Here is a 15,377-nt window from a genome sequence, read left to right on the forward strand (position 1 = left end):
GCGCGGACTGCTTCCCCTTAGGTCTCTGCGGTTCACCCACCCCTCGTACCGGTGAGCGACTTCACCTTGAGAACTACACTGACACGTCAGTACAGTATTTGGACCAGGCAGACGGCCGGCAGGCCGCATACGAACGGAGCGCGACCATGACCAGTGTCAGCACCCGATCCGCCGACGTCGTTGTCGTCGGTGCCGGGCTCGCAGGGCTCACTGCAGCGGACCAGCTCTCCCGAGCCGGGCACGACGTCGTCGTCGTCGAGGGCCGTGACCGCGTCGGCGGACGGATCCACACGGTCGAGGTCGCGGGCGTCCCCGTCGACGCCGGCGCGACCTGGGTCGCACCGGGTCACACCGCGGTACGCGACCTCGCACGCCGATTCGACTGCGAGTTCGTGGCCCAGTCCCAGCCGGGCAAGGGCGTCATGTCCTTCGGAGGCAAGCGCAAGATCGAGAGCGCCACGTCCATGGCACCCTGGGCGATGCTCGACCTCACGCGGATCATGGGGGTCCTGCAGAAAATGGTCGACGGCCTCCCCGTCTCTTCTCCTTGGGAGCACCACCACGCCGCGCACTTCGATTCGATGTCGCTCGGCGAGTGGCTGACCTTGAAGCACGCCCTCAAGGACACCCGGAAGTTCATGAACGTGTTCAGCCTCGTGCACTGGGGTGCACCCGTAGGCGAGGTCTCACTGTTCAACGTGATGCGGTACATCAAGAACCTGGGCGGTATCGAACACATGCTCGCCGTCGAGGGCGGCGACCAGCAGGACCGGTTGCTGGGAACGATGCACACGCTGGTCAGCAGGCTCGCCGGCACGCTGGAAGACCGCCTGCTCCTCGCCTCCCCGGTCGAGCACATCACCACGGCCGGAGAACGCGTCACGGTCGAGACCAGCAACCACACCATCGATGCCCGGTACGTCATCGTGACGGCATCGCCGACACACCGATCGACCATCGAGTTCACGCCCGCACTCCCGGAGCGTCACTACGGGCTCTCACGCAGCTGGCGACTCGGAGCTCTCAGCAAGGCTTTCGTCGCCTATGACCGCCCCTTCTGGCGGGACGAAGGTCTCTCGGGAGAAGGAATGTCCGACGACGAGACCGCCTTCCTCGCTTTCGACGTCAGCCCGGACGCCGGTGGCCCCGGCATCCTCATGGTCTTCTGTGACGCGCGCGGGTTCGACGCATACGACGAGGCCGAGCGCCGCCGGCGCGTCATGCGGCACCTCATCCACCTGTACGGTGCGCCCGCGCGCCATGCCATCGACTACACCGACTTCTCCTGGGGCAACGACAGCTTCGCACCCGGCGGGCCGAACCCGGCAGTCGGGCCGAAAACGTGGACCACCTTCGGACCGTTCCTGCGCGAGCCGGTCGGACGCGTCCACTGGGCCGGCACCGAAACAGCCGACGAGACCTCCGGCACCATGAACGGCGCCATCCTCTCGGGCCAGCGCGCAGCCACCGAAGTGGCATCACGCCTCGACTCCGGGCAGTGACCCTACCTGCCCCCGCTGACCTCGCCCCCGGACCGTCGGCGCCGGCCTCCGGTCCAACAAGCCACCGCTCCCCACAGTTCGGCAGAACGGGCCACGAGCAGACTGGGGGCGGGGCCAGAGCCGATCCGTCCCGGACGGTCGTCCTCGCCCTCACGACCTCGACGCCGCACCCACCGTCACCATGCTCCCCGGCAGCCCCATGCCGTAAGACCTCGCAGTCACAGACCTGCACCGAAGAGGAGACACCCGTTGAACAAACCCGCACCCCGAGCCCTGATCGTCGGCATGGGCATCGGCGGCCTCGCCACGGCGATGCGCCTGCACGACATCGGCTGGGATCCCGTGATCGTCGAGCGAGCCTCCGAGCGCCGCGCCCCCGGCTACTTCATCGGCCTCTTCGAAACCGGCCGCGCCACCGCGAAGCGCATGGGCATCCTCGACGCCATCGGCAACCGCACCGACCCCACCACCATCACCTATGACGTGGAGCGGGACGGACGCCGCCGTCCCGGCATGGGGTACGGCGACCTCCCCGGCGGCCCACGCCTGATCCTGCGCGGCGACATCGAGACCGCCCTCCACGACGCGGTCGCCCTCCGTACCGAGATGCGCTACGGCACCACACCGACCGCCCTCGGCGAACACCCCGCAGGAGTCGTCGTCACCCTGCGCACCACCACTGGCGAGGACATCGCGGAGACCACCGAGCACTTCGACCTCGTCATCGGCGCCGACGGCGTGCGCTCCACCGTCCGCCACCTCGCGTTCGGCCCCGACAACCGCTTCATGCGCCCGCTGCACCACATCGTCGCTGCCACCACCATGAAGGAGCCCGTTCCCGGCTACCGGTCCCAGGACGGCGTCGTCCTCGCCGAACCAGGGCGCTCGGTGTGGACCTTCCCCTTCACCGGCCACCAGCCCGGACTGCTGTTCAACTACCGCACCGACGACGAAGACGCCCAGTTCCGCCGTCCGCCCATCGAGTCGCTGCGCGCCGCCTTCGGGCCAGAGCCCGTCGGCCCCGTCCTCGGTCATCTGCTCCGGCAGTTCGAGCAGGCCGACGACTACATCTTCGACTCCGCGAGATCGAGATGGACACCTGGCACACCGACCGGGTCGTCCTGCTCGGTGACGCCGCCTGGTGCCTGACCCTCTACTCCGGCATGGGCGCCTCCACCGCGATGGCGGGCGCCGACCTGCTGGGCACCCTGCTCCAGCGCAACCCCGGCAACACGCCCCGGGCCCTGCGCGAATGGGACCAGAAGCTGCACCCCTTCATGGCGCTCCAACAGAAGTCAGCACGCACCGAGGGCCTGCCGACATTCGTCCCCCAGACTCGCAAGGACAAGATCGTACGCACCGCCATGCAGAAGGTGCTGACCAACCGGGCCGGCAAGAAAGTCATGACGGCCATGATGGACAAGGCGTTCAAGGAGATGTCCATCGATATCGCCGCCGTCTGACAGCCCCCACCACGAAGTTCGTTTTCACGTGTGCCCCTTTGGGGGCACACCTCCATTCCGATGAAGGTCTCGGTTCCGACAGGTTGGGCTGCATGAACGCGGAGAATGACAAGCAGAACAAGGTTGCCGTGACGGTGACCGCTGATTCCGTTGCAGGGGACGAGCGGGCGGCGGAGCGGAGACTGGGCTCGCGGGCCCCCGAGTTCATCCGGAAGTCACGCTTGCTCCGCACGGGCTGGCAGGTCGGAATCTTCGTCGTTGGTCTCGCCGTAGTCGGGGCCGGCGTCGCGATGCTGGTACTGCCCGGCCCGGGCTGGCTGGTGATCTTCGGAGGCATGGCCATCTGGGCGACCGAATTCACCTGGGCACAGATCGTCCTACGCTGGACCCGACGCAAGGTCACCGAAGCCGCCCAGCGCGCACTCGACCCCAAGGTACGGCGGCGCAATATCATTCTCACCACGGCGGGGCTCGTGATCATCACGGCACTGGCAGGAATCTACCTCTGGAAGTTCGGCATAGTCGTACCGTGGAAAATCAAGCAGTGATTCAGCAATGGTCCTGCGATGCAGCTGCCAAAGGACAGAGTATGTCGTCTACTTCACTGCTTCCCTCGGCCCTGCTGCCACCCGGATCTGCTGCAAGGGAATTGCCAAGATCACCACGTGAGACCACGTCTCAGAAGAGGTGATCGACCGGGAGCAGGACCACTCCGTCCTCGTCCGCATGCAGGATGTCACCCACGCCGAACGACACACCGCCGAAGGTGACGGGCACGTCCACCTCTCCTCGCCCAGCCTTGCCCGCTCGCCGCGGATTGGTCCCCAGTGCCTGCACACCGAGCCGTGTCGCGGAGAGTGAGGCGCTGTCGCGGACAGCGCCGTGCACGATGACACCCGCCCATCCGTTGTCGCGGGCCCTGGTGGCCATCCGGGCACCGAAGAGTGTGGTGGCGAGGGACCCGCCGCCGTCCACGACCACGACGGCCCCACCCCCGGGCATGTGCAGCAGCTCGTGCAGCAAGGCGTTGTCCTCACGGCACGAAACGGTCCGCACCGGACCCGCGAAGGAGCGCACGGCCCCGTAGCCGGTGAACTGCAGGGAACAGACACGGAGCCGGTCGCCGTACTGGTCGGCGAGGTCGGCGGTGGGGACGGGAGTCGTGTGCATCGTCGGAAGCGCTGCCTCTCATCGAGTGAGCTCGGGCTGGAGAGCCGGATAGACACCCCGAACGACACTTTGCATCAATAGGCGTTTCAATACAATGCTGGTGCGAGATGAGCTCTCCATCACCGCGTACGCCGGGACCCAGCCCATAGGATGGAGCGTCCGACGTCCCCGTCCGAAGAGCGCAGCCTGATGCCGCGGCCGAATCTGACCACCTCCACCGCCACCCGCCTGGTGGACCTCCTGCGCCGCAGCGGCCTGGAAGAGGGTGCGCACGTCACCGAGCAGTGGGCGGCGGACGAGCTGGACGTCTCCCGCACACCTGCGCGCAAGGCGATGGCCTTCCTCGCCGAGGTGGGCATCCTCAGGCGTGAGCGGAACCGGGGTTACTTCCTGAACCGCGCCGCCGCCAGCCTGACCGGAACGGACCTGGCGGGGGCTGCCGATCTGGAGGAGGAGGCGTACTTCCGGGTCGCCGACGACTACATCGGGGGCCGTTTCACCGGGCCGTTCACCGCGGCCGACATCGGTCGCGGTTACGGCCTGACGCCACGCCAGGCCGACCGGGTGCTGGCGCGCATGGAGTCCGAGGACCTGGTGCGCCGCAAGGCCGGCGGGCGCGGCTGGGAGTTCCAGCAGGCGCTCTCGACGGTCGAGGCGCACGACCAGAGCTACCGGTTCCGCATGGTCATCGAGCCGAACGCCCTGCTGGAGCCCGGCTTCAGGGTCGACCCACAGGCCGCGGCCCTGCACCGCGGGCAGCAGGAGTCCTTGTTGCGCGGGGACATCCTGCTGCTCCCGCGGGCCGAGTTGTTCCGCGTCAACGCCTCGTTCCACGAGATGCTCGTGGGCTTCTCGGGCAACCAGTTCCTCCTGGACGCCGCCCGCCGTCAGCACCGGCTGCGCCGCCTCATCGAGTACCGCCACCAGGTCGACCGCTCCCGTCTGGCCGGCCAGGCCCGCGAGCACCTGCACCTGCTCGACCTGGTCGAGGACGGGAAGCTGGAGGAGGCGGCCACCTACCTGCGCCATCATCTGGACAAGGTCCGCATCATCAAGACGCAGGGCTGACCACCCCGCGACCGAGGACCTGCCTCCCTCACACCGCGGCCGGTGAAGTTTCCGCGTTCCAGTGGTTGTATCAATCTGCGGCTTGAGACAATATGGGCCGCGCCCGGAGCCATGCGCCCGTCGGCTCCTCCGGAACGACAGCAGGGACTATGCGTACAGACCCCACCGCCAACGCTGTGCTGACCGTCGACGGCCACTCGTACCGGTACCAGCCACTGGCCGGGCTGCTGCCTGCCGGGCGGCTCGCCGAGGTGCCGTACTCGGTCCGGGTGCTGCTGGAGAACGTCGCCCGCCGCTCCCCCGCCGCTCTCGACGACGTACTCGCCCGCGCCCGCTCGGGTCGCGGCGACTGCGAACTGCCGGTGTACCCGAACCGGATCATGCTGCACGACACCACGTGTCTGCCCGCCCTCGCCGACTTCGCCGCCCTGCGCGACAGCGTCGCCGAACTTGGCGGCGCCCCGGAACGGCTCCAGCCGGCCGTCCCGGTGGACCTGACCGTCGATCACTCGGTCATCGTCGAGGAGTACGGACTGTCCGACGCCGTCGAGCGCAATCTGGCGATCGACTTCCGCCGCAACGGCGAGCGCTACGCGTTCGTGAAATGGGCCGAGCGCAGTCTGCGCGGCTTCCGGGTCGTACCGCCGGGCACGGGCATCATCCACCAGGTCAACATGGAAGTGCTGGCCCGCCTGGTCTGGCGCGAGGAGGCGGCTGAGGGCGGCCTGCCGTGGCTGCACCCGGACGTGCTGGTCGCCACCGACAGCCACACTCCGATGATCAACGCTCTGGGCGTCGTCGGCTGGGGCGTGGGGGGCCTGGAGGGACAGGCCGCCATGCTCGGCGAGCCGGTCACCATTCCCTACCCGCGGGTGGTGGGCGTGCGCCTGACGGGGCGGCTGCGGTCCGGCGTCAGCGCCACCGATCTCGCCCTCACCCTGACCGAGCTGCTGCGCGCCAGGGGCGTAGTGGACCGGTTCGTGGAGTTCTGCGGCCCCGGCGCGGCCACTCTGGGGTGGGCGGAGCGGGCCGCGGTCTCCAACATGGCACCCGAGTACGGGGCGACCTGCGTCTACTTCCCCTATGACGACGAGACCGCCGCCTACCTGAAGCTGACCGGCCGCGACGAGGCACACGTGCGGCTGGTCGACGCGTACTTCGCCGCGCAGGGCCTCAAGCGCACCGCCGACCGGCCCGAACCGCACTACGACGACGTCATCGACCTCGACCTGGCCACGGTGGAGCCGAGCCTGGCCGGCCCCGATCTGCCCCACCAGCGGCTTCCGCTGTCGCGAGTGCCCGGCTCCTTCCGCACTACCGCCGGACGGCCCGCGGACACCGCCCACTTCGGAGCGCCGCTGCCCGAGGGACCGGTCGCCATCGCCGCCATCACCAGCTGCACCAACACCGCCAATCCGTCCCTGATCGTGCAGGCAGCCCTTCTCGCCGAGCGGGCCCGGCATTCCGGGCTCAGAGCACGGCCCTGGGTGAAGACCTCCCTTTCCCCAGGTTCACGGGTCGTCGAGGACTACCTGCGCGCGGCCGGGCTCCTGGACCCGCTCGCGGAGACCGGCTTCCACATCGTCGGCTTCGGCTGCATGACCTGCATCGGCAACTCGGGCCCCCTCCACCCCGAGCTGGAGCGGCTCACCGCCGAGGCCCGCGTCGACCCGGTGGCCGTCCTGTCCGGCAACCGCAACTTCGCCGGCCGCGTCAACCCGCGCATCGCCCAGTCCTACCTCGCCTCACCCGCGCTGGTCGTCGCCTACGCACTGGCCGGCTCGATCCTGCACGACTTCGCACGCGAACCGCTCGGTACCGGCACCGACGGCAGCCCGGTGTTGCTCAAGGACCTGTGGCCCACCGACGAAGAGGTCGCCGCTCGCGTCACCGCCTCCGTACGGCCCGAGATGTTCCGGGCCAACGCCGCCCGGCTGCGCGAGGGCACCCGGGCGTGGCACGAGATCGAGGCCGCGGACGGCGTGCGCTTCTCCTGGGACGCGGACTCCACTTACATCCGTCGCCCCCCGCACCTCACGGGCCTGCCCGCCTCACCGCCCGACCGGCTGCGCGTCGAACGGGCCCGGGTGCTGATGGTGCTGGGCGACGACGTCACCACGGACCACATCTCCCCGGCCGGTGCCATCCCGGCGCGCAGCGCCGCCGGACGATGGCTGGCCGACCGCGGGGTCGCGCGGCGCGACCTCAACCAGTACTCGACGCGTCGCAGCAACCACGAGGTCATGCTGCGGGGGGCGTTCACCAACGCCGCAGTCCGCAACCGGCTCCTCCCCTCGGCGAGCAACCTCACGGGCGGCCACGCGTACACCGCGGACCGTTCGGCCGTCCTGCCCGTCCACGAGGCGGCGCCGACCTACCGCGCCGCGGGCCTCGGCCTGGTCGTCGTCGCAGGCCGCAACTACGGTGCCGGGTCCAGCCGCGACTGGGCCGCCAAGGCCCAGGCACTGCTGGGGGTGCGGGTGGTGATCGCCGAGTCCTACGAACGCATCCACCGCAACAATCTGATCGGCATGGGTGTACTGCCCCTGGAGTTCCAGGACGGCGACCGTGCGTCGGCCCACGTCTTCACCGGAGAGGAGGACCTCGCCTTCCACGGCCTTGCCGAGCTGTGCGTCGGCACCAATCCCGTCTCACTGTCCCTCACCCGCCCCGACGGCTCACGCAGCACGCTCCGCCTCCGTCTGCGCCTCCACTCGCGCCAGGAACTCGCCTACCTCCGGCACGGCGGAATCCTGCCGTACGTGGTGCGGCGCGCCGTCGCGGCACCGTGACCGAGCCGCCTCCCCGCCCACCCCTCCGCTCCGTCGGCGCCCCGGCCCCGCCGACCTCTCGAAGCAGCTGACAGCGCCGTCGTGCCCCCTACGAGAAGAGCCGCCATGTCCTCCAGCCCTCCGGCGCCCGCACCGGGCCCAGCCCTCCGGCCCTCCCGCCGCCGACTCCTGCGGGGCGCCGCGGCCGTCGGCACACTCGCCGCCTTCGGCGGCACGCTCTCCGCCTGTACCCCCGACGAGGCGAACGCCGCCTCGCCGACCGCCCCCGCGTACTACCCCGCCACCTACGAGACCGTCATCGAAGCCTCACGGCGGGAGCGGAAGCTCCTGATCTACTCGAACACCTCGCAGACGAACTGGCAGCCCGTCTTCGACGCCTTCACCCGGCGCTACCCCTGGCTGTCCGACATTCGCGCGACCAACCTCGGCGGCTCCGCCGTCTACGAGCGGTACTACAGCGAATCCGCCGCCGGTACGTCCCCCGCCGACGTGCTGGCCAACAACGCCGGTCCGCTGTGGGGCGACTACGCAACGCGGGACGTCGCCGCCGACTACCGCTCACCGGAGAGAGACCACTTGCCCGACTGGGCCGAGTTGCTGCCCGGCGTATGGACCATGTCGACGGACCCGGTCGCTCTCATCTACAACCGCAAGACCCTCTCCCCCGACCAGTTCCCCGACGGCCTGCGGTCGCTGGCGGCGATCGTCGAGGCACGACCCTCCCGCTTCCGCGGCAAGATCGGCGTCTACGACCCGACCAACGCCTACGGCTACGCCAGCAACCAGGGCTACACCTCGAACGTCGCGGGCGGCTGGGACACGTTCCGGCGGCTGCTGCCGTTCGCCCACGCCGACCACTCCTCCGGCACGCTCGTGGAGAAGGTCGTCTCCGGCGAGTACGACTTCTCCATCAATCTCAGCGGCGGCGTCGCCGTCCCGGCCGCCGAGCACAGCGGGGGCCTGCTGGGCTGGAGCTACTACGCCGAGGGCACCGTCGTCATGCCGCGCGCGCTGTCCATCGTGAAGACCGCCCCGCACCCCAACGCGGCCCGCCTCTTCCTCGACTTCCTGCTCTCCGCCGAAGGGCAGGCGGCGGTCGCCGAGGGCGGCCTGGTGCCCTACCGGCCGGACGTGCGCCAGGACGTCATGGACAGCCTCCAGGACATGCGACGCAGGCTCGGCGCAGAGCGCGTCCACCTCTACCGGCCCGTGCGGGTGCCGGAGCGCGTGCAGCAGGCGTACGTCGCGCGCTGGCAGAAGGCGGCCGGCTGAGCCGTCCCCGCCCGATGCCTCTGCCCCCACCCCGTTCGTTCGTACGGAGTCGCCATGGCCATCCAGACACCCCCGGCGCCACCAGCCCAGTCCCGCGCCCCACGCGCGGGCGAGCTCGGCACGCCCCGATACCGACGCCTGTTCGGCGCCGGACGTGAAGTCACCATCCACTGGCTGACGTTCCTCGTCACCGCCGTGCTCGTCCTCGCCCCCGTCGTACCGATCCTCTACCAGTCGGTCCGCAACCAGCCCCTGTATGCCGCAGGCGGCGCCTTCACCCTCTCGAACTACACCCACCTGTTCACCCAGGCGGGCTTCGGTTCGATCATCCTCGACACGCTGCTCTTCGCTGTCCTGACGACCGTGTTCGCGCTCGCCATCGCGGTGCCGATGGCGATCCTGCTGGAACGCATCCGCTTCCCCGCCGCCCGCCTGTTCGGGCAGGTGCTGCGCTGGCCCATCTACATCTCCCCGCTCGTCCTGGCCTTCGGCTGGATCGTCGTCTACGGCCCGGCCGGCTTCCTGACCAGCGCGGTGCGCGAGGGCTTCGGCTGGGTGCCCTGGAACCTGTACTCACTGCCCGGCATGGCCTTCGTCGAGGCCGTCGCCCAGGTCCCCATCGCCTACCTGTTCTGCGCCAATGCCCTGGCCGCCTCCGACACCTCGCTGGAGAACGCGGCCCGGAGCGTCGGCGCGGGACCTCTACGCGTCCTGCGCTCGGTCGTGGTGCCGATGCTGCGCCCGCCGATGCTCTACGCGGGTCTGCTGATCTTCGGCACCGCGATCGAGACCCTGTCCATCCCGCTCATCCTGGGCGAGCCCGCCGGCATCACCCTCTTCTCCAACTTCCTCTACGAGCAGGGCATCGACTCGATCAACCCGGACTACGGCCTGCTGGGCGCGGCGTCCACCTTCATGCTGCTCACCACCATCGCCCTGGTCGTGTTCCAGACGCGGCTGCTCAAGCACGCCCAGCGGTTCGTGTCGGTGCGCGGCAAGGCGACCCGTTCCGAACTGCTCGACATCGGTGCCTGGAAATGGCTGGGCTTCGCCTTCGTCGGTCTGTACGTCGTCTTCGGCGCGCTGCTGCCGATGCTCGCGCTGATCCTGCGCGCGTTCACCTCGCTGCTCACTCCGCTGGTGAACCCGTTCGACCTGCTCACCCTGGACAACTTCCGTCTGATCTTCGACTACTCGCCGTACACCGAGTCGATCGTCAACAGCATCACCGTGGCCTTCGTGGGGGCGGTGGCCGTGACCCTGTTCGGCACGGTGGTCGTCCTCGTGGCACGCCGCTCCGACTTCCGCTTCGCCCGTCTCCTGGAGACGACAGCGCAGTCACCGCACGCGGTCCCGGGCCTGATCGTCGGCATCGGCCTGTTCTGGGCCTTCACCTGGATACCCGGCGGCGACGCGGTGCGCGGCACGCTCTTCGCGCTGATCATCGCCTTCGGCATCAGAGCGCTCCCGTCGGCGTACGGCGCGATCTCCCCGGCGACCATGCAGCTCGGGGCCGAACTCGACAACGCCGCACGCGTCGCCGGCGCCGACTGGTGGCGCACGGTCTCCCGCATCATGCTCCGTCTCCTCGTGCCCGCGATGCTCGCCTCGTTCCTGCTCATCTGGACCCAGATGATCCGCGAGTACGCCCCCGCCATGTTCCTCGCCGGAGCCGAGTCACAGGTCATCGGCACCACCGCCATCGACCTGTGGACCCAGGGCGAGACCGGCTCCGTCGCCGCCCTCGCCACCCTCCAGATCGCCGTCACCGCCGTCGTCGCCGGCCTCGCCGGTCTCCTCCTGAAGGGGAAGAAGCATGCCTGAGCTGGTCGTCGAGAACATCAAGAAGTCATTCCACGGCACCACCGTCCTGGAGGACATCGACTTCACCGTCGCCGACGGGGAATTCTTCACCCTGCTCGGCCCGTCGGGCTGCGGCAAGTCCACCACGCTGTCGTGCGTCGCGGGCCTGGAGACCCCCGACTCGGGCACCATCCGCGTCGGCGACCAGGTCTTCTTCGACGGCACCCCGCGCCACACCGTCCCCCCGGAGGGCCGCAACCTCGGACTGGTCTTCCAGTCGTACGCGCTCTGGCCGCACATGACGATCGCCGACAACCTCGCACTGCCCCTCAAGCTCCGTAAAGTTCCCAAGGCCGAGCAGCGCCGCCTCATCGACGACGCCCTCACCAAGGTCGACATGGTCCACCTGCGCGACCGCTATCCGCACCAGCTTTCCGGCGGACAGCAGCAGCGCGTCGCCCTCGCCCGAGGCATCGTCTACTCCCCCGGCGTCCTGCTCCTGGACGAACCGCTCTCCAACCTCGACGCCAAGATGCGCAACCAGGCCCGCCTCTGGCTCAAGGGCCTCCAGCGCGAGGTCGGCATCACCACCGTCTACGTCACCCACGACCAAGTCGAGGCCATGTCCCTGTCCGACCGCATCGCCGTGTTCATGCACGGCCGCCTCCAGCAGGTCGGCACCCCCACCGAGATCTACGAGACCCCCGCCACTCCCGAGGTCGCCGGCTTCATCGGCCGCTGCAACCTCCTGGAGGGCCGCGTCGACTCCGCAGAGGAAGGAAGCGTCCAGGTCCAATTGGGCACGACGGGCCAACGCCTGAAGGTAACCGGCACCGGCTCCGCGGGGACGTCCGCCACCGTGGGCCTGCGCTCCGAACGCATCACGCTCACCGACCGCGTGGACGCCCCGCACGACGGTGGCGTGAACGTCCTGCGAGCGAGGATCGAGCAGTGCTCGTACACCGGTGCCCGTTTCGAGTATGAACTCAGCCTCGGCGACCTGCGCGTCCACGCCGAAAGCCCCATCCAGCACACAGGCCGGGAGATCAACCTCCTCATTCGTCCCGACGACTGCCTGCTCTATCCGGAAACCGTCTGACTGTCGACCCAGTCGGTCTCCCTGAGCCATGCGTGGATGAACTCACGGATCTGAGTTGGGTCGGTCTCAGCCTGTCGCGGCGGCCCTGTCGTGCTCGGCGTCGACCCGTACGGTGACGCCTGTCTCCACGATGGTGCGCGTGGCGTCGACCGACCCGTAGATCCACAGGATGCGCATCGGCTCGGTGGCGGAGGCGTTGCGGAAACGGTGGGGCGTGCCCGCGGGGACGTAGGTCGCGTCGAAGCGGGTGAGGTGGTGCTCGGTGCCGTCGATCTCCACGAGGGCGTCGCCTTCGAGGATGGTGACACTCTCTGGGCAGTTGTGGGTGTGCAGCGCGATGCCGGCGCCGCCGTCGAAGAGGGTCTGGCCGGTGAGGAAGACCTCGGCGCCGACCGCCTGGGTGACCAGCGGGACGGTGCGGGCGCCGCCGCCTCGGCTGAAGGAGGACAGTTCGGCCGGGCGCAGGACCGCGGGCTCGAAGTGGCGGAAGCAGGGAGCGTCGGTGTCGTGGTGGTGCATGGTGTTCTCCATGAGGTGCTCGGGGGCCCGGACCGGACTTCTCGATGCCCCCGAAGGACCACGAAGGGCAGGCGCGGGTCCGACGCGTCGCCGGTCTCCTGGTGATCGTCATGGTGGCGTCCGCCGTCGCCCTGCTCGTCAAGGGTGACGAACCATCGGGCCCCGGCACGAACCCGGTGGGCCGCACCGACATGGGGTGCGGCCCACCGGGCACGAGGACGCAAGGCACAGGGTGCGGCTCAGGTGACGCTGATGGCGCCGGTGATGACGGCGAAGAGGATGTAGGCGACGGAGACGAGGACGCCCCAGCGCAGGGCGTGCCGCTGGAAGTCGCCCAGCTCGGCCTTGACCAGTCCGAGGAGGACCCACAGCGGGGCGCTGGTGGGGCCCATCATGTGGAGGATCTGGCCGATGGCGCCGGCCCGGGCGATCTCGTTGGCGGGGATGCCGTAGTGCGCGGCGGACTCCGCGAGCACGGGGACGACGCCGAACCAGTAGCCGTCGTTCGACATGAAGAAGCCGAGCGGCAGCGCGAGGACCGCGGTGAACAGCGGGATGATGTCGCCCCAGCCCTCCGGGACGATCGAGAGGGCCGCGTCGGCCATGGCCTTGATCATGCCGGAGTCGGTCATGATGCCGGTGAAGACGCCGGCGGCCAGGACGAGGATCATCACCGGCACGGCGTTGGCGGCCTGCCGCTTGATGAGTTCCTGCTGGTCCCCGATGGCGCGGATGTTGACGAGCAGGGCGATCACGAACGCCACCATGAACAGCACCAGGAGGTCGGCGACCTCGGCGATGAGGAGCACCATCAGCAGCAGGGTGAGCGCCGCGTTGAACCACATGCGCCAGTCCGCCTTGACCGGCTCGAACGCCTCGCCGGAGGCGATCTCCAGCTTGTAGGCGGCGAGCTTCTCACCGTCGATCTTGTGGCGCTCGCGCAGACCGAGCCAGTAGGCGACGGCGATGATGGCCAGGCTGGTGAGGGCCATGGGGCCGATCATGTGGACGAAGTACTCGGTGGCGCTCAGGTGCAGGACGCTGATGCCGCGGGTGGCCGCGCCGCCCCAGGGGGTGGTGCCGGAGATGGTGCCCAGCGCCATGGCCGCCAGCGTCGCCAGGATGAGGGGGTTCATACCCAGGCGCCGGTAGATGGGCAGGAACGCGGAACAGACGATCATGTAGCTGGTGGTGCCGTCGCCGTCGAGGGCGACCAGGAGGGAGAGCACGGCGGTGCCGACCACGATCCGAACCGGGTCGCCCTTGGAAGCCCGGACGATGGCCTGGACGATCGGCTCGAAGAGCTTGCACTCCATCATCAGGCCGAAGTAGAGGACGGCGAACAGCAGGAGCGCCGCGGTGGGCGCGACGGTGTCCAGGCCGTTCATGATCATGTCGCCGAGCTTCGTGCCCTTGCCCGCGATGACGGCGGCGGCGATCGGGGTGAGCATGATGGCGGTGAACGCGGAGAGGTATTTCCGCATCACGAGCAGCATGAAGCTGCCCAGGGTGGCGAAGCCGAGGACGGCGAGCATCGTTGCTCCTTGGGGCAGGGCTGAGAGCCGCCGGTCGGACGGCGGCGCAGGACGGCGCGTGGGGTCGGTGCGGGTCGGTTCAGGCGGCGACCGGAAGCGCACGCGGTGTCTTGCTCGGCTCGTGCGTCGGATCGGTCACGGGGCTGCGGGCTCCTGTACGGCGATTCGGCCGGCGCACGGCCGCGGCGGGCGATGGCCCGATGCGGTTGTGAGCAGTGCGCCCGGCATGGCTGGGACGACCGGGATACCCGGGCGCTCAAGGATGGCGGATTGGCTCGCCTACTTCCGGATAACCGGTTTACCGGATTGCCGGTAGGTAACTAGAATCTGGCCATCGCGTCAATACCGAAGTGAGGAAATCGATGGCCGAACTCGCCAGGATCACGGTCGAGCCGCGCGAGCCGCTGGCCGCCGAGGTCTCCCGCCGCCTGATCGACTACCTGATGTCCGGCGAGGTCCAGCCCGGCGACCGCATCCCCTCCGAGCGGCAGCTCACCGAGATGCTGGGGGTGAACCGGCCCACGGTGCGTGAGGCGATCAAGTCGCTCGGCTTCCTCGGCCTGCTGGAGATCCGGCAGTCCAGCGGGACGTACTTCCGCGGCACCGACTCCGACGTGCTCTACCGCCTGTTCGAGCTGGGCCTGGTCCTGGGTGAGCGGGGCGCCCGCGACATGGTGCAGGCCCGGGCGGAGCTGGAGGTGATCGTGGCGGGGCTGGCCGCGCAGGCGCGCGACGAGGCGGGCGTCGAGCTGCTGCGGGCCCGGCTGACGGCGATGCGGGAGTGCCCGGACGACGAGTTCGCCGAGGCGGACACGGCCTTTCACGCCGCCCTCGGCGATCTGGCCGGCAACACGGTGCTGCGCGACATGCTCAAGGGAATGCGGGCGATGATCCAGCGCGGCTGGGTCGAGCGTACGGGCGCCGTGCGGTCCCGCGAGGTGGCCTATGCGGACCACGTGCCGATCTTCGAGGCGGTCGCGAAGGGTGACACCGAAGCCGCCCGCGCGGCGATGGCCCGGCACATGGAGGGCGCGTCCCGCCGCCTGATGAAGGCACTCGAACAGCGCGAGGCGTAACGGGAAACCGCGAGCAGCCGGCCCCGGATGCCGGCGCTCGCGGGCTTCGCATCGAAACAACCGGTTGACCGGTTGACC

13 protein-coding genes are annotated in these 15,377 nt (G+C 69.4%); 10 read left to right on the top strand and 3 right to left on the bottom strand.

The window, feature by feature from the left end; genetic code table 11:
- The first annotated feature begins 146 nt into the window (after nucleotides 1–146).
- From DQ392_RS32935 to DQ392_RS32945, 4 genes are all read left to right on the top strand, one after another.
- Complete coding sequence (locus DQ392_RS32935; protein ID WP_114019368.1) at nucleotides 147–1,502, top strand: flavin monoamine oxidase family protein; 1,356 nt, start codon at nucleotides 147–149, stop codon at nucleotides 1,500–1,502.
- Between the two features lie 249 nt (nucleotides 1,503–1,751).
- Nucleotides 1,752–2,651, top strand: coding sequence for an FAD-dependent monooxygenase (locus DQ392_RS32940; RefSeq protein ID WP_245982275.1), 900 nt, complete (start codon nucleotides 1,752–1,754; stop codon nucleotides 2,649–2,651).
- The gene (locus tag DQ392_RS35645; protein ID WP_245982277.1) at nucleotides 2,594–2,965 is read left to right on the top strand and encodes a Rossmann-fold NAD(P)-binding domain-containing protein; all 372 of its coding nucleotides are present in this window, start codon (nucleotides 2,594–2,596) and stop codon (nucleotides 2,963–2,965) included. Before DQ392_RS32940 ends, DQ392_RS35645 begins: the two co-directional genes overlap by 58 nt.
- Before the next feature lie 92 nt (nucleotides 2,966–3,057).
- Nucleotides 3,058–3,513, top strand: a complete 456-nt coding sequence (locus DQ392_RS32945) for a TIGR02611 family protein (RefSeq protein ID WP_114019369.1) — start codon at nucleotides 3,058–3,060, stop codon at nucleotides 3,511–3,513.
- Between the two features lie 130 nt (nucleotides 3,514–3,643).
- Here the strand turns inward: DQ392_RS32945 and rraA are convergent, their stop codons facing one another.
- A complete protein-coding gene (rraA, locus tag DQ392_RS32950) occupies nucleotides 3,644–4,135 on the bottom strand; it encodes a ribonuclease E activity regulator RraA (RefSeq protein WP_114019370.1) in 492 nt (163 codons plus the stop codon).
- Nucleotides 4,136–4,324: 189 nt separating this feature from the next.
- On the opposite strand from rraA, the gene DQ392_RS32955 reads away from it, so the two are divergent.
- The 5 genes from DQ392_RS32955 (at nucleotide 4,325) to DQ392_RS32975 (ending at nucleotide 12,169) form a co-directional block, all read left to right on the top strand.
- Nucleotides 4,325–5,203, top strand: a complete 879-nt coding sequence (locus DQ392_RS32955) for an FCD domain-containing protein (RefSeq protein ID WP_114019371.1) — start codon at nucleotides 4,325–4,327, stop codon at nucleotides 5,201–5,203.
- Between the two features lie 149 nt (nucleotides 5,204–5,352).
- Nucleotides 5,353–7,995: an aconitate hydratase AcnA gene (acnA, locus tag DQ392_RS32960; RefSeq protein WP_114019372.1), complete on the top strand. Its 2,643-nt coding sequence runs from the start codon at nucleotides 5,353–5,355 to the stop codon at nucleotides 7,993–7,995.
- A gap of 105 nt (nucleotides 7,996–8,100) precedes the next feature.
- The gene (locus tag DQ392_RS32965; protein ID WP_114019373.1) at nucleotides 8,101–9,267 is read left to right on the top strand and encodes an ABC transporter substrate-binding protein; all 1,167 of its coding nucleotides are present in this window, start codon (nucleotides 8,101–8,103) and stop codon (nucleotides 9,265–9,267) included.
- A gap of 54 nt (nucleotides 9,268–9,321) precedes the next feature.
- On the top strand, nucleotides 9,322–11,091 hold the full coding sequence (locus DQ392_RS32970) for an ABC transporter permease (RefSeq protein ID WP_114019374.1): 1,770 nt from the start codon (nucleotides 9,322–9,324) through the stop codon (nucleotides 11,089–11,091).
- On the top strand, nucleotides 11,084–12,169 hold the full coding sequence (locus tag DQ392_RS32975) for an ABC transporter ATP-binding protein (protein ID WP_114019375.1): 1,086 nt from the start codon (nucleotides 11,084–11,086) through the stop codon (nucleotides 12,167–12,169). Before DQ392_RS32970 ends, DQ392_RS32975 begins: the two co-directional genes overlap by 8 nt.
- A 66-nt stretch (nucleotides 12,170–12,235) precedes the next feature.
- Here the strand turns inward: DQ392_RS32975 and DQ392_RS32980 are convergent, their stop codons facing one another.
- Both DQ392_RS32980 and DQ392_RS32985 read right to left on the bottom strand, forming a co-directional pair.
- Entirely contained in the window at nucleotides 12,236–12,688 is a 453-nt protein-coding gene (locus DQ392_RS32980; protein ID WP_114019480.1) for a cupin domain-containing protein, read from the bottom strand.
- Nucleotides 12,689–12,927: 239 nt separating this feature from the next.
- The gene (locus DQ392_RS32985) at nucleotides 12,928–14,223 is read right to left on the bottom strand and encodes a CitMHS family transporter (RefSeq protein WP_114019376.1); all 1,296 of its coding nucleotides are present in this window, start codon (nucleotides 14,221–14,223) and stop codon (nucleotides 12,928–12,930) included.
- 362 nt (nucleotides 14,224–14,585) lie between these two features.
- On the opposite strand from DQ392_RS32985, the gene DQ392_RS32990 reads away from it, so the two are divergent.
- Entirely contained in the window at nucleotides 14,586–15,299 is a 714-nt protein-coding gene (locus DQ392_RS32990) for a FadR/GntR family transcriptional regulator (RefSeq protein WP_114019377.1), read from the top strand.
- Nucleotides 15,300–15,377 lie beyond the last annotated feature (78 nt).

It is taken from the genome of Streptomyces reniochalinae, assembly GCF_003323735.1.
GTDB classification, from domain to species: domain Bacteria; phylum Actinomycetota; class Actinomycetes; order Streptomycetales; family Streptomycetaceae; genus Streptomyces; species Streptomyces reniochalinae.

What these genes read in the sequence shown, in the direction of transcription:
- DQ392_RS32985 (WP_114019376.1), bottom strand. Translation starts at nt 14,223, where the DNA reads ATGCTCGCCGTCCTCGGCTTCGCCACCCTGGGCAGCTTCATGCTGCTC.
- DQ392_RS32935 (WP_114019368.1), top strand. Translation starts at nt 147, where the DNA reads ATGACCAGTGTCAGCACCCGATCCGCCGACGTCGTTGTCGTCGGTGCC.
- acnA (WP_114019372.1), top strand. Translation starts at nt 5,353, where the DNA reads ATGCGTACAGACCCCACCGCCAACGCTGTGCTGACCGTCGACGGCCAC.
- DQ392_RS32980 (WP_114019480.1), bottom strand. Translation starts at nt 12,688, where the DNA reads ATGCACCACCACGACACCGACGCTCCCTGCTTCCGCCACTTCGAGCCC.
- DQ392_RS32990 (WP_114019377.1), top strand. Translation starts at nt 14,586, where the DNA reads ATGGCCGAACTCGCCAGGATCACGGTCGAGCCGCGCGAGCCGCTGGCC.
- DQ392_RS32965 (WP_114019373.1), top strand. Translation starts at nt 8,101, where the DNA reads ATGTCCTCCAGCCCTCCGGCGCCCGCACCGGGCCCAGCCCTCCGGCCC.
- DQ392_RS32955 (WP_114019371.1), top strand. Translation starts at nt 4,325, where the DNA reads ATGCCGCGGCCGAATCTGACCACCTCCACCGCCACCCGCCTGGTGGAC.
- DQ392_RS35645 (WP_245982277.1), top strand. Translation starts at nt 2,594, where the DNA reads ATGGACACCTGGCACACCGACCGGGTCGTCCTGCTCGGTGACGCCGCC.
- DQ392_RS32945 (WP_114019369.1), top strand. Translation starts at nt 3,058, where the DNA reads ATGAACGCGGAGAATGACAAGCAGAACAAGGTTGCCGTGACGGTGACC.
- rraA (WP_114019370.1), bottom strand. Translation starts at nt 4,135, where the DNA reads ATGCACACGACTCCCGTCCCCACCGCCGACCTCGCCGACCAGTACGGC.
- DQ392_RS32970 (WP_114019374.1), top strand. Translation starts at nt 9,322, where the DNA reads ATGGCCATCCAGACACCCCCGGCGCCACCAGCCCAGTCCCGCGCCCCA.
- DQ392_RS32975 (WP_114019375.1), top strand. Translation starts at nt 11,084, where the DNA reads ATGCCTGAGCTGGTCGTCGAGAACATCAAGAAGTCATTCCACGGCACC.